This window comes from Acidobacteriota bacterium, from assembly GCA_038040445.1.
Classification (GTDB): domain Bacteria; phylum Acidobacteriota; class Blastocatellia; order UBA7656; family UBA7656; genus Onstottus_A; species Onstottus_A frigus.
On sequence record JBBPIG010000001.1, the window covers coordinates 394,485 to 407,115 of the forward strand.

13 protein-coding genes are annotated in these 12,631 nt (G+C 56.0%); 4 read left to right on the forward strand and 9 right to left on the reverse strand.

Annotated elements, in window-relative coordinates; genetic code table 11:
- Window positions 1-89: 89 nt before the first annotated feature.
- The 3 genes from AABO57_01720 (at window position 90) to AABO57_01730 (ending at window position 1,831) form a co-directional block, all read left to right on the forward strand.
- The gene (locus AABO57_01720; protein MEK6284442.1) at window positions 90-554 is read left to right on the forward strand and encodes a GspH/FimT family pseudopilin; all 465 of its coding nucleotides are present in this window, start codon (window positions 90-92) and stop codon (window positions 552-554) included.
- A gap of 213 nt (window positions 555-767) precedes the next feature.
- Window positions 768-1,223 carry a metallophosphoesterase family protein gene (locus AABO57_01725; protein MEK6284443.1) on the forward strand — a complete coding sequence of 152 codons (456 nt, stop codon included), beginning with the start codon at window positions 768-770 and terminating at the stop codon, window positions 1,221-1,223.
- 53 nt (window positions 1,224-1,276) lie between these two features.
- On the forward strand, window positions 1,277-1,831 hold the full coding sequence (locus AABO57_01730; protein ID MEK6284444.1) for a DUF4112 domain-containing protein: 555 nt from the start codon (window positions 1,277-1,279) through the stop codon (window positions 1,829-1,831).
- A gap of 10 nt (window positions 1,832-1,841) precedes the next feature.
- On the opposite strand, the gene AABO57_01735 is transcribed toward AABO57_01730, so the two are convergent.
- The 8 genes from AABO57_01735 to tsaD all read right to left on the reverse strand — a co-directional run bounded on the left by AABO57_01735 (window position 1,842) and on the right by tsaD (window position 10,718).
- On the reverse strand, window positions 1,842-3,671 hold the full coding sequence (locus AABO57_01735) for a caspase family protein (GenBank protein ID MEK6284445.1): 1,830 nt from the start codon (window positions 3,669-3,671) through the stop codon (window positions 1,842-1,844).
- 134 nt (window positions 3,672-3,805) lie between these two features.
- Complete coding sequence (locus AABO57_01740; GenBank protein ID MEK6284446.1) at window positions 3,806-3,982, reverse strand: hypothetical protein; 177 nt, start codon at window positions 3,980-3,982, stop codon at window positions 3,806-3,808.
- Window positions 3,983-4,537: 555 nt separating this feature from the next.
- Window positions 4,538-4,942 carry a nucleic acid-binding protein gene (locus tag AABO57_01745; GenBank protein ID MEK6284447.1) on the reverse strand — a complete coding sequence of 135 codons (405 nt, stop codon included), beginning with the start codon at window positions 4,940-4,942 and terminating at the stop codon, window positions 4,538-4,540.
- A 464-nt stretch (window positions 4,943-5,406) separates the two neighbouring features.
- Entirely contained in the window at window positions 5,407-7,068 is a 1,662-nt protein-coding gene (locus tag AABO57_01750) for a ribonuclease J (GenBank protein MEK6284448.1), read from the reverse strand.
- Between the two features lie 11 nt (window positions 7,069-7,079).
- The gene (locus AABO57_01755; protein ID MEK6284449.1) at window positions 7,080-7,457 is read right to left on the reverse strand and encodes a hypothetical protein; all 378 of its coding nucleotides are present in this window, start codon (window positions 7,455-7,457) and stop codon (window positions 7,080-7,082) included.
- A 151-nt stretch (window positions 7,458-7,608) separates the two neighbouring features.
- The gene (rsmA, locus tag AABO57_01760; GenBank protein MEK6284450.1) at window positions 7,609-8,454 is read right to left on the reverse strand and encodes a 16S rRNA (adenine(1518)-N(6)/adenine(1519)-N(6))-dimethyltransferase RsmA; all 846 of its coding nucleotides are present in this window, start codon (window positions 8,452-8,454) and stop codon (window positions 7,609-7,611) included.
- Window positions 8,455-8,462: 8 nt separating this feature from the next.
- Window positions 8,463-9,548: a bifunctional diaminohydroxyphosphoribosylaminopyrimidine deaminase/5-amino-6-(5-phosphoribosylamino)uracil reductase RibD gene (gene ribD / locus AABO57_01765; GenBank protein ID MEK6284451.1), complete on the reverse strand. Its 1,086-nt coding sequence runs from the start codon at window positions 9,546-9,548 to the stop codon at window positions 8,463-8,465.
- 96 nt (window positions 9,549-9,644) lie between these two features.
- Complete coding sequence (gene tsaD, locus AABO57_01770) at window positions 9,645-10,718, reverse strand: tRNA (adenosine(37)-N6)-threonylcarbamoyltransferase complex transferase subunit TsaD (GenBank protein MEK6284452.1); 1,074 nt, start codon at window positions 10,716-10,718, stop codon at window positions 9,645-9,647.
- Window positions 10,719-10,932: 214 nt separating this feature from the next.
- Here tsaD and AABO57_01775 point away from each other — a divergent pair, with 214 nt between their 5' ends.
- Entirely contained in the window at window positions 10,933-11,946 is a 1,014-nt protein-coding gene (locus tag AABO57_01775; protein ID MEK6284453.1) for a zinc-dependent alcohol dehydrogenase, read from the forward strand.
- Between the two features lie 67 nt (window positions 11,947-12,013).
- On the opposite strand, the gene AABO57_01780 is transcribed toward AABO57_01775, so the two are convergent.
- A complete protein-coding gene (locus AABO57_01780; GenBank protein ID MEK6284454.1) occupies window positions 12,014-12,469 on the reverse strand; it encodes a peptidylprolyl isomerase in 456 nt (151 codons plus the stop codon).
- Window positions 12,470-12,631 lie beyond the last annotated feature (162 nt).

The window sequence follows — 12,631 nt, forward strand, 5'->3', positions numbered from 1 at the left end:
TTAGAATCTTTATGCCCCAAGTCTGTCTGGCCGCACAATTGCTAAACTAGAGCGACTTGTTCTGGTCGCGATCCCAAATCGGAGGCACTATGAGAGTCTTCTCAAAACCAAACTCTGCCTGGCGCGCGGATGCGGGACTCGGCTTGATGGAAGCCATAGTCGGGCTTCTGGTCGTGCTGATCGTCGCTTCCCTGCTCTTGCACCTGGGCCGAATGGGATTTGCGATGTACAAACTGAACGCAGCGACTGGCGGCATAGCAGAGGAACTGGAGCTTGCGCGAGCGCAGGCAATCGAACGACGCGTCAGCGTCAGCGTCATCTTCGACGCCAAAGGGGAGAGGTTCGGCCTCGATCGAAATGGCAACGGCCGCCTCGATAGCGTCGAAGCCGAAGAGCTGCCCGCGGGTGTCGAAGTCTCAGAAGATGCGACCGTCATTTTCGCCCGATCGGGAAACCTCGCGCCCGGCTCCAAGCAACCGAACATCGTCATCAGCAATACGACCAAATCTCGCCGCGTGAGCGTCTCCAAATCCGGCGCCATCGAGATCGATTAGTCTGTCGCGAAGCTGCTCTTGATAGAGAAACACTCTGTCATCGCGGACGAGTTCGTCTTCTTGATGTAACTCGTCCGCGCTTTTTTCCCCCGCCCGCCCAATTCTCGCGCGCGTCGCGGTTGCAAGCCGGTTTCTCTGAACACGCCTCGCTGATAGAATAAGACTCGACTTCACGTTTTGTGTTTGCTCGTGGAATTTCCAATGAGAATAGGGGTGATATCTGACACTCACGGGCTTTTCGATCCGTCGATCGTTTCCATCTTCGAGGGCGTCGACGCGATCATCCACGCGGGCGACATTGGAAAGCTCGAAGTGATCGCCCGATTGGAAGAAATCGCCCCGGTGTTCGCAGTAGAAGGCAACAACGACAGCTTTGGAAACTTTCCTGACCAACGCGTGGAAGAACTGGCCGGCCGCCGAGTTTTCATTCGTCACATCTTTGGCGAGTTGCATCAGCTTCGAAAGAGCGACAAGCAGATGGTCGAAGAGCTTCAGCCAATGGTCGTCATCTTTGGGCATTCTCATCGGCCATATCAACAGATGCTCGGGACGACGATGTTGTTCAACCCTGGAAGCGCGGGACCGCGCCGGTTTTCGCTCCCGCGCACTGTAGGCATGTTGTCTTTGAAGCCCTCCGGCGCCGAGGCCCGAATCGTCAGCCTCGATTGATCGTGCTATTCAGTCGGTCATCGAGTCGTTCCGCGGGACAGAAAGAGTGCGAGATGGCTAAGCCGAAGAACATGGCGCCGGATCCGGACCGAGACCCATTCGAGAGAGCGCGCTTGTCACGCACAGGCTCTGCTCTGGAGCCTTTGTCTCGCCCGCCAATAGACCAACATCTCGAACGCATCGCTTTGTTGATGGACAAGGCGATCCGAATCCCTGGCACCGACATAAGATTCGGCTTGGACCCGATCATCGGGTTCTTTCTTCCAGTGGCGGGTGACGCCATCGGCGCGATTGTTTCGGCATACATCGTTTTTATATCGGTGCGTTACGGTTTGCCGAAGATTGTGATCGCGAGGATGGTGTTCAACATCGCCGCCGATTTTGTTGTCGGCAGCATTCCCTTTCTGGGCGACGCGGCCGACTTTGTGTGGAAGGTGAACACGCGCAATCTACGTTTGCTTAACAAGCACGCTTCAGGCGAGCGGGGTTCGTTCTGGAGCGACTGGGCCTGGGTGTTTGTACTATTCGGCGTGTTGTTTCTGCTGGTCTTCGGCGGGCTAATCCTGATCTATTACGCGATCAAGTCAACAGGTATGGGGTTGATCTAGTCTACGGAGTCTACGGCTTTTTGAATTTCGCGTCATCCACTGGAACATTGTGCTTTATCTCATAGAGCTTGATTGTAATGTTATAGCCCGGGCCTGATTGACGCATCGTGAACGGCAGCTTTAAGCCATCCACCTCTCTATAATCCTCGAAGTAAATCTCGGTATAGGCGGGTTTGCCCTTTTGAGCCTCGATGACACCGTCCAGTCGAACAAGAAGTCCGGATTGTGCATCGAAGTATATCGTGTCTGGCGTGCCTTCATGAGGTACAGCCTCTATCACATAGGTTTCCCGATCACCGACTTTGTCCTTACGGATCAGCTTCATTGTCGGGTATAACTCCCTCATGTTGACTTCTCTGTAAAAATCAGACTCCCGCTTCACGCGGGCCAACCCCTCACCACTTATTTGGTAAGCACCGCCGCGCACATTCTTAATCCAACTGACTGTCCCGTCGAAAATCTGCTGAACTTTACCGTATTGCTGCGATTCCATGATCGTCGCCACCTTATTTGGAGCCTTCGCATAATTCTCAAAAGAGCCGGCTATATTGGTTGTCCCTTGGATCTGTACATACGATCCCTTCGCAACTCGGGTCGTCGCTTTCTCGATCGCAGCTTTGCCACCCACGGCCTGGAGATACCTGTCGAGTATTTGATCAACTGTCAGCAAAGCCGACGGGTTGGTTGCTGTAAGTGCGTTAGTCTCGCCGAGCCGTGCTCGCCGGCTCGCCAGCGCGACAAATGTTCCTTGGGGATATCTTTGTAAGTATGCTCGAAAGTCTTCAGCGTCGGTGCTGCTCTTGATCGTTTCCCAGTACGTAAGCTCCATCCCTGCTGGATCCGTCGTTTCCGCTGGTTTCCCAGCAATAGACGATTCCGTCCCTGCCACCGCAATCACTAACTCATCCGCCTTATAACCCTCTACCACGGCAAAGGGTCGCTGCTGTTTACCGGTTCCCAGATCGACAGCGACCTGCTTTGGAACGGTTTCTTGTATGTAGCTTACCAATCGAGCTAAGGTCACTTCGCCTCGATCGTTAGCTGCTCTACCCTTGAGTCCGTCGATGAGTGCCCATGTGAAGTATCCTTGCCGCTTTTCGGTGTACTCGTAGGCTCTGTGTCCAATCTCTGTTGCATAGAGTGTTGCGAACGCTGTTACCTCCCGATTACGTACATCGAAATTGAACCCTCGCGTGTAAGCCTCGGTCAGTGGATTCGTCGCATCTGCCCGCCCTGTCGGATCGTTTCGGCAAGCATCCAGGATAACAACGACCTGTCCAACACCGGTCGCCCTGATCCTGTCCTTCATGCGGTTCACGCTGATAGCAGTTTCTTCCAAAAACGAGATATCGTCGGCTATCTGCGCGTCCATCGGCAGCAAAAACGCTTGTCCATTTCTTTCCATCCCGTGTCCTGCAAAAGCTATTAGCAACAGTCCATCTTTCGGCACCACTGCTGCCAGGTTCGACAATCTGCGTAGAATATTGACTCGCGTCGGCTGCCGCTCTTCCGGTTGGTTCGTCGCAAGCAAGATGACCTGGTCAGGGGGAAACCCAGCGTAGCTCACAAGAGCGGCAGCGAGTGCTTTGGCGTCATTTCCCGCGCCCTTGAGCGCACCAATCTGTCCATCCTTGTAATTGTCCACCCCGATTACCAGTGCCCACCGCTTTGTTTTCCCCGGCCACTCCGCTAGTTGACCAGACGGTTGCACTCGCAGGTTCCGACTGTCTGTTTGCGCGGCCTGCGCCATCACTGAACCAGGTTTTGGAACAAGCATTAAGGCGGTCGCCAGGATTATCGTGAGCATCTGGGTCTTAAAGGTTGACGGTTTCTTTCTCATAATTCACTGCCACTCCGTTTGTCTGCCTAACGTGCAAGCTCAGCCGCCGTTTTTTGCCGCAGCGAAGCAGGGGCAAAACGGTCGGCTGGAGTACCTTGTTAGAGGGCACTCTCTAGCCTCGCCTGATGCGACGATTACTTAGGCACGCTGAAAATAGCGAGCCGCTTGTTACCGATGTTGATTGTGTGCAGCAGCGTGCCCACGAAAACTCGCTTCCGCCCAGTAACGGCTGCTAGTCTCCAACGTGTTCCTTTCGTCATTCTCTCGCCCTTTGTTGCCTTCTTGCCCCTGATAGTAATTTCGCCAGCCATTGAACTCTCCCTCCGTGCTTCATTGTGACTATCGTCCAGACCATGCGAGGGGCTCGCTCCTATCGGAGCGTATGCCCGCAGAGCTTGCAGTGTTCATGCCCGTGCGCGCAGTCCTTGCATGTGAAATGACCTTTCGTACAGGTCCTGCCTCCCGACAGAGGTTTGTCTTTACCGCACGTATCACAAGTTCGCCCTGACATTATTGTCCCCCTTGGGTTTGACTGTGACGATTCTCTTACAACGCCAGCCGGAAACCATGAGTAGGTCTGACCGCTCCGGCGGCTATGGTGACGCGCACAGAGGGTATCAAGATCGGTTTGCGGGCGCAACTCTATGCCAGGGTCACATCATAAGCGAGCCGAATGAGTTCTGGATTTCCATATGACGCGACGGTCCCTTCCAAACGCAAACCCAAGGTAAAGCTGAATTCCATGCGTTCTCAACAACTAACACCTCAACCACCACGGGAATGATCATTGGCCGGCGGCCTGTTCCCTTTTTGTCCTCCGTTTCAACGCGATGGAGACAAAGCCTTGGCTTGCCCAAACTTGTTTCTCATTCCCATAGCGATACAACCTTAACGGCTGCGGTTCGATACATCGGCTTATCGCTCTTCTCCGTAGTCACCAATTCGTCAGCATCTAGAATCACGGCAGCAGCCACATGAAGGGCGTCCAGCGCAGCCAGTCCAGAGGCTAGGGCTTCCTTGTACCCTCTTTCGATAACCTCATCCATGGAATCAGCCCAATCGGTCACGGCATCAAATACAGCCTCATAAAACTCAACCTCGGAAGTGTTCTTGTGATAGACAGCCTTAGGCAATACTTCCAACTTCAGGAAGACACTTGAAACGAACTGTCGATTGGGGTCATCAAGAATGTCTAATGCTTTTGTAGCAAGAGGTGCGTTCCCGCGAGCGGCTGCTATCAAAACGCCTGCATCAAGGTAGGTCCTGATCATAGAGACCCATTGTTGAAGCCGCCTCTACGTTCGGCGACTTCCCTTTCGATTTCCTCTCGGGTGAGTAATGGGAGGCCGTCGGCGATAATATTGTTGCGAATAGCCAGGAGTTTCTTACCCAGGGGCGTTCTAGGTGTAAATGGTTCGGGTTCGCCCGTTGCTTCTCTTGTGCTGATCTCAGTATCTGTTTTCATGGCATCACTACCTCGTGCGAATGGTCGTATTGAATCTACCACAATCCACTAAGAGGAGCGAGGTTAGCGAATGATGGTTTCTTCATAGCTTCTCGGCCTATGAAAGAGTTCGTAGTACGGCCTTTGGGCGGAAGTTTGTACCTGGTCACAGTCGGGCCATTGTGCTACAAACTTCCGCCTAAAGGCCGTACTACGAACTCTTCATCCTTGCGAGCGTCGGCTCAGACGACATGTCGACTCCTTAGAGAATTTCAAAACTTTGCGTTGCGGCTACACCTCGACAACCACCGGAATGATCATCGGACGGCGGCCTGTCGCCTTCTGGATGAATCGCTTCAAGGCCACTCGGATCTTCTCTTTGATCACCGCGTAGTCGATCTGCTCTTCGTGAGTAGCACTGGTGACCGTCTGCTCGACCAGTTGCTTTAGCTCAGCTAGCATCTCGCTCGAATCTTCTTCGTGGATGAAGCCTCGCGTGACCAACTCGGGTTCTGACTCGAGCTCTCCCGATGTGGGATTGATCGCGACGATCGCTACGACGATGCCGTCGTATGACAGGTGTTTCCGGTCGCGTACAACCATGTCTTCAACGTGCTCGTAGCTCGAATCGATGAAGGTTCGCCCGACGAATTCCGTTGCGATGATCTCCGCGCTTGATTCGCTAAGCTCTAACACGTCCCCATTTTCGATCACGACGATGTTCTCCGGCTCGACAATTCCCAGCGTCGCCGCCCAATCCCTGTGTCTGTAGAGCTGGCGGTGCTCGCCGTGAATCGGAACCAGAAACCTCGGCCGCGTAGCTTCGATCAGTATCTTCAAATCTTCCTGGCTGCCGTGACCCGACACATGGACCCGCGCAACGCTTGAGTCGATCACCTGCGCGCCGCGCTTGTAGCAGTGCGAGATCAAGCGCGAGATCGCCGGCTCGTTGCCGGGTATCTGCCGCGCCGACAGCACGACCAGATCGCCTTCGCCGACTGAAAGGTTCTTGTGCTGATCGGTCGCAAGCTTGGTCATCGCCGACATCGGATCGCCCTGACACCCTGCGACGAGGAGCAACAACTGATCGTCGTCCATCTGCCGAGCGTCCGACGGGCTGACGAATATACCGTCAGGCACGTCGAGCTGCCGGAGACTGTCGGCGACCTCGACGTTGCGCAGCATGCTTCTGCCGAGAAGCGAGACCCGCCGCCCGTAGTCTCGAGCGAGGTCCAGCACGATCTGAATTCGGTGAACTGAACTTGTGAAACAGCTCAGGACAATTCGCCCCTGCGCTTCTTCGAATACTTTTTCGAGCGCCGGAATGACCGCGCGCTCAGATTGCGTGCGGCCGGGGCGTTCGGCATTGGTCGAATCCGCCAACAGCGCGAGCACACCCCGGTCGCCGTATTCGGTAAGCCGCTCGAGATCAGTCGGAGGCCCCACCACGGGCGTTTCGTCTATCTTGAAATCACCTGAATGAATCACCACTCCAACCGGAGTGGTGATCGCCACCGACGTGCATGAAGTGAGGCTGTGAGTGACATGTATCCACTCGACCTCGAAGTTGCCGAGCTTCACTCGCTGGCGAGGTTCGACGGTATGTAGATCCGTCTTCTTAAGTATGCCGTGCTCCGCAAGCTTGTTCTCGACAAACGCCAGTGTCAGGTGAGTACCGTACACAGGAACGTTGACTTCCTTGAGCAGAAACGGCACCGCGCCGATGTGGTCTTCGTGTCCGTGAGTCAGGATGATGGCTGAAATCTCCTCGCGATACTGATCGATAAACGAGAAGTCGGGAATGACAATATCAACGCCCGGCGCGTCCTCCTCGGGAAAGCCCATGCCCGCATCGATGATGATCGTTTCGCCCCCACAGCGCATCGCCATCATGTTCATCCCGAACACACCTACGCCGCCGAGGGGTATTATTTCGAGTTTATCTTTCGTCATATCTTCCGCGGTTAGAACTCAACAAACACCGTGGGATAGTGTGACAGGTCAAGTTTTTCCAGTTCAGGAACTAGACGGATGCCCCACTGCTGCATTGCCAACGCCCCAAACAATACTTCGATTTGCTTTCCGTCATCGTCCTTCCCGATATGGTCAATCACCATTGCGTGAGTCGATATCGGCAAGCCCTCAACTTCCGCCTCGAGCACAGCCGCCTTTTTGCTTTCTTGAATCGCTCCACCAAGCGCAGTGCGGATTGGGTGAGAGATGTCCGATGTGGTCAACCTATCGGCGACCGCCGGAATGATGTAAGTATTGCGGGCGCCGCTGTCAAATAGTGTCCAGCTTTCCCGCCCCTGAACGTTAATCATCTGACGTATCCGAACCATACTTACCTCCTATGTATCGTAGACTGTCCAGTCTGCGTGCCTTCCACGTTCGGGCGTCGTCGACACCAGGCGCAGACTGGACAGTCTACGCTACTTCTTCCGAACAACGAGTATAGCAACATCAGCGCGCTGGTCGAACAGACATTTCGCTTCATTCGCGATAAAGCGCCGCGCACAACGCGGCAAACTCACCAAGCGACAGAGTCTCCGCGCGGCGCCGCGATGCCACGCCGGCAGCTTCCAGAGCCGATTCCACGGGTTGCTTGAATTCGAGCGATCGTGCTCCAGCTTTCAGGTTGTTCAGAATCGTCTTTCGCCGTTGAGCGAACGCGGCCCGCACGAGCGCGAAGAACCGCTCTTCGTCTGCGACTTCAACTGCCGGACGCTCGCGCACTGTCAGGCAGATGACTGCCGACTGCACTTTGGGTTCGGGGGTGAACGCCGACGGCGGGACCTCAAAAAGCTTCGCCGCGTCGCAGTAGTACTGCACTCTCACCGACAGGTAGCCGTACTCCTTGCTGCCCGGACCGGTCGTTATTCGGTCGGCTACTTCTTTCTGAAGCATCAACGTCATATCGAATAACCGGTGGCGGCCGAGCGGGAGTAGTTTCTCGATTATCGGAGTCGAGATGTAATACGGCAGATTAGCCACCACTCGAACGCGTCTCCGATCCGGATAGTCGCGTCGCGGAGGATGAAGCATCGACATCGCGCTCTTCGTGAACTCAACCCAATCCATATTAAGCGCGTCGCGGTTGACGACCGAAAAGTTGTCAGTCTTTACCGTACGGTACAGCTCATCAACAAAGCGGGCATCGATCTCGACGGCAACCACATAGCCGCTCTGTTTAGCGAGCAGACGTGTGAGAGCGCCCGCGCCCGGCCCAATCTCAACGATGATGTCGTCTGCAAGAGGCGAGACTGAGTCGATGATTCGACGCGCGACCCGTTGGTCGGAAAGGAAGTTCTGGCCCAGACTCTTTTTGGCTCTTATCAATTCGTCTTTTACGCGACTTCGCGAAAGCTCGGATAGCCGGTGAATTCGGTATAGCCTTCCGCCTCGGCGACGCTGACTTCTTCGAGATCGAATTCAAGATCCGCGAAAGCTAACCGCGTCGCCGTGGCGTCTTTCCCTTTCGAGCCCGGGACGGCGAGCGTCAGCTTGTCGAGCTGTTCGAAACTCTTCGGCGCGCTTGGATCAATCACGCCCGGCAAGAGAAGGACGCTGGTGACACTGATTCGCGCCAGCGCTTCGAGCAGCGAACCAAGCTCTCTCTGCGCGCCAGACAGCCTGTTCACCGGCGCGTTCGAAGCTTCCTCAAAAACTCCCGCCGGCTTACCGGCATCGCGCAGAATCTCTGATGACGCCAGCGAAAGATTGATCAGAGTCAGGTCTTCATCGGTCTCTCGCTTTATCGCGTCGTATCGGGCCAGCAAGTCCGCGGTCCCAACAATCACAGGTGGCCTGTGATGTTGCCCGCCAAGCCGGTTATCGATCAGCAAGCTGTTCAGTTCGGTCCTCGAACTGAGCACGATAGCGTCGTACTCGGCTGCCGCTGCGATAAAGCCACGCGAGGGCATCCAACCCCTGAGCGAGCCTAACTCATCACCCGGGTATTCGATCACGCCATGGATGAAAGGCGTATCAACCGTGACGAACTTGAAGTAGGTTTCGTTTAGCCGGAGGGCTTCTTCCTCACAGAGCCCTACTTCGACTTCGATTCCAGCCGCGCGCAACTGCTCGAGGCCTCGACCGCTGACCCGCGAAAACGGGTCCTTGGTGGCGATCACGGCGCGCGCGATCCCGGCCTCGATCAAGGCGTCGGTGCAAGGCGGAGTGCGGCCGAGATGACAGCACGGCTCGAGGTTACAGTACAGCGTCGAGCCGCGCGCTTGCTTCCCAGCCATCTCGATGGCGTAAGTCTCGCCGTGCTTGAGCAGATCGTACCGGTGATAACCTTCTCCGACGATGCGCCCGTCTTTTACAAGAACGGCGCCGACCATAGGGTTCGGGCTTACCATCCCAGCGCCACGCTGCGCCAGCTCAAGCGCTCGCTTCATCAAGGTCTTATCGGCTTCAACAATGTCCATAGTTGTTCGAGCGGCCTGGGAGCGCAGGCATCCCTGCCTGCATTGTCATTGCGCGAGAGAAAAGCAGGCAGGGATGCTTGCGCTCCCAGAACAACCTTACACCTTGTATCTAGCTTTGAGCGGCACTTCGTAGCCCTTCAGAAAAACGTTCTCCAGCTTCATCGAAGGCGAGGCCGTGAACTCGAACCCGTGATTTGCGCCGCGAACGAGCTTCGGATAACCCGCAGCCGCAATCATCGCCGCGTTGTCAGTGGTAAGAATCGGGCTCGGATAGTAGACCGGCGCGCCGAAGTCTTCGGCGTCTATAGCCGACCTCAACGCGCTGTTGCAAGCTACGCCGCCTGCGAGAATGATCGTCCGCGGATGATGTCGCCGCACCGCCTCTCGCAATCGCGCGAGCAAAGAGCGCACAACTTTGTCTTGAAAGCTCGCGACAAGATCGACGATCTTCTGATCCGGCTCGCCGCCGTTTGCAACCGGCTCGATTCCCTTCTCTCTCACGTAGCGAAGCACCGCCGTCTTCAGTCCGCTGAAGCTGAAGTCAAGATTGGTTGAGTCCATTCTTGGAAGCGTAAACACCAGATCAGCCGCGCCCGGATCGCCGGACTTCGCAAGCCGGTCGATCACCGGGCCGCCCGGATAACCGAGCCCAAGCAACTTCGCGACTTTGTCGTAGGCTTCCCCCGCCGCGTCGTCTCGCGTTCGACCCAACGTGGCGTAGCTGCCTTCTTCCGGCATGAGGAAAAGCGTAGTGTGCCCGCCCGACACGATCAACGCAACCGCGGGATACTCGACCGGAGGACTTTCAAAGGCGACAGAGTAAATGTGTCCTTCGATGTGATTAATGCCGACGATCGGCTTATCGGCGGCCATCGCCAGCGACTTAGCGAAGCTGATACCCACTAGCAGTGAGCCGATCAACCCCGGCCCGCAAGTCACCGCTATGCCGTCGACGCATTCCAGCGTGACACCGGCTTCGGCGAGCGCGCTTTCCACCACCGGCGCGATGCGATCGAGGTGCTCGCGCGAAGCGAGCTCCGGAACGACTCCGCCAAACGGCGCGTGAGTCTTCACTTGAGACGCGATGACGTTGGACTTGATGAGCCGGCCGTCTTCGATCACAGCCGCCGCGGTTTCATCGCACGAGCTTTCTATGCCGAGAACTAACATTCGAAGTCATTCTACACGACGAGAGAGTCGCGTCGAAGTCCAGGGTAGGAGTCAGGATTTGCCACGAAGACACGAAGACCCAAAGGTTCACAAAGGGTTTCGTGGTCCTTTGAGTCTTCGTGTCTTCGTGGCAAATCCCGGCTGCTGCTCTCTCTGCCTGGCGGCCTAGCTTCTGACGTAGTAGCATACGCGCGATTTCCAGACGGAGAACACAATGAAAGCAGCCATCGTTCGTGAGTACAAACAGCCGCTCCAAATCGAAGACACCGAAACTCCGGTGCCGGGCCCCGATGAAGTGCTGATCAAGGTGGAAGCCTGCGGCGTTTGCCATTCTGATCTACACATTGCCGAAGGCGACTGGACTCACCTGCTCCGCATCATCAAGCGCCCGCTCATTCCCGGGCACGAAGCCGTGGGCCGTATCGTTCAGAAGGGTGACGCGGTAAACAACCTAGACATCGGCGACCGCGTCGGCGTGGCTTGGACTCACTGGACCTGTGGCGAGTGCGAGCTTTGCAAAGAGGGTCACGAGAATCTTTGCTCCAAGCAGATGATAACCGGCGCGACCGTTGACGGCGGCTACGCCGAGTTCATCAAGGCGAAAGCTTCACATGTATTGAAAGTACCCGATGCATTAACCTCGGAGGAAGCCGCACCGTTGTTTTGCGCAGGCGTGACCGTTTACCACGCAATAAAGAAATCTGGCATCAAGCCGCGCCAACGGCTCGCGGTGTTTGGCGTTGGCGGGCTCGGACATCTCGCCGTTCAGATCGCAAAATGCTTCGGGGCTCAAGTGATTGCTATCGACATTGCCGATGACAAACTAGAATTCGCGCGACGGCTGGGCGCCGACATCACTATGAACGCGGCGAATGAGGAGGTCGTGAAGCAGATTCGCAAGATGGGCGGCGCTCACGTAGCAGTGGTCACTTCGGCCGCGAAGGCTGCGTACGACCAGGCATTCTATGCCGTGCGTTCGAGCGGAGTGTTAATGGTCGTTGGGATGCCCGCCGAAGATCTGTCGTTCCCGGCGATAATGATGCGCGAGATCAGCATTATGTCATCGGCGACAGGTACTCGCGAAGACATGCGTGAAGTGTTGGAGCTCGCGGCGGCAGGACGGGTCAAATGTCAGGTCGAAACGCGGCCTCTCGAGCAGGTCAACGAAGTGTTCGAAGATATGCGTCGCGCCAAGATCACGGGGCGCGTCGTACTAACGATGAGTTAGACCACGGATGACGCGCATCTGATCCGTGCTAATCCGTCGGACCCGCGTCGTCCGGCGCCTATTCCCCTTAGGCCAGAGTCACCTTGGTCATCGAGTCGCCCGCGCGAAGTTGCTTGGCCGCATCCATCCCGTCGATGACTCTCCCGAACACGGCATAGTTCATATCCAGGAAAGCCGCCGGGCCAAGCGTGATGTAGAACTGACACGAAGCGCTGTTGGGATCTTGAGACCTTGCCATCGCGACGGCGCCGGCATCGCCATGCTTCAAGTCAGGCGTCACTTCGAGCTTGATCCTTCGCTCGCGCCCGGTCTGCGGATCGACAAATCCTCCGGTGCCGTTGCCTCGCGGGTCGCCGCCTTGAATGACAAAGCCCGGCTCGTAGCGGTGGAACTTCAAGCCGTCATAGAAGCCACGCTCAACCAGATCGATGAAGTTCCCCGCGGTGATCGGAGTTTTGTCTTCGTAGAGCTCGATAGTGATAGGGCCGTGGCTGGTTTGGATTATTGCTTTTCGGTTTGGCATGTTAATCCCTTCCTTGAGTTTGAAGTTGAAGACTCTAGCATCCGCTCAAGACGTTTAACAAGCAGGCACGGCTCGGAGGAGCGACCTGCCAGTAATGGCCTTGTCCCTCAAGCTCGCGGTCGGGAAGGTGGGCTTGCCCCCGCGTGCCGAATGAAGGACAAA

Coding starts and splice junctions, on each gene's coding strand:
- AABO57_01720 (MEK6284442.1), top strand. CDS start 90: ATGAGAGTCTTCTCAAAACCAAACTCTGCCTGGCGCGCGGATGCGGGA.
- AABO57_01730 (MEK6284444.1), top strand. CDS start 1,277: ATGGCTAAGCCGAAGAACATGGCGCCGGATCCGGACCGAGACCCATTC.
- AABO57_01735 (MEK6284445.1), bottom strand. CDS start 3,671: ATGAGAAAGAAACCGTCAACCTTTAAGACCCAGATGCTCACGATAATC.
- AABO57_01740 (MEK6284446.1), bottom strand. CDS start 3,982: ATGGCTGGCGAAATTACTATCAGGGGCAAGAAGGCAACAAAGGGCGAG.
- AABO57_01745 (MEK6284447.1), bottom strand. CDS start 4,942: ATGATCAGGACCTACCTTGATGCAGGCGTTTTGATAGCAGCCGCTCGC.
- AABO57_01750 (MEK6284448.1), bottom strand. CDS start 7,068: ATGACGAAAGATAAACTCGAAATAATACCCCTCGGCGGCGTAGGTGTG.
- AABO57_01755 (MEK6284449.1), bottom strand. CDS start 7,457: ATGGTTCGGATACGTCAGATGATTAACGTTCAGGGGCGGGAAAGCTGG.
- ribD (MEK6284451.1), bottom strand. CDS start 9,548: ATGGACATTGTTGAAGCCGATAAGACCTTGATGAAGCGAGCGCTTGAG.
- tsaD (MEK6284452.1), bottom strand. CDS start 10,718: ATGTTAGTTCTCGGCATAGAAAGCTCGTGCGATGAAACCGCGGCGGCT.
- AABO57_01775 (MEK6284453.1), top strand. CDS start 10,933: ATGAAAGCAGCCATCGTTCGTGAGTACAAACAGCCGCTCCAAATCGAA.
- AABO57_01780 (MEK6284454.1), bottom strand. CDS start 12,469: ATGCCAAACCGAAAAGCAATAATCCAAACCAGCCACGGCCCTATCACT.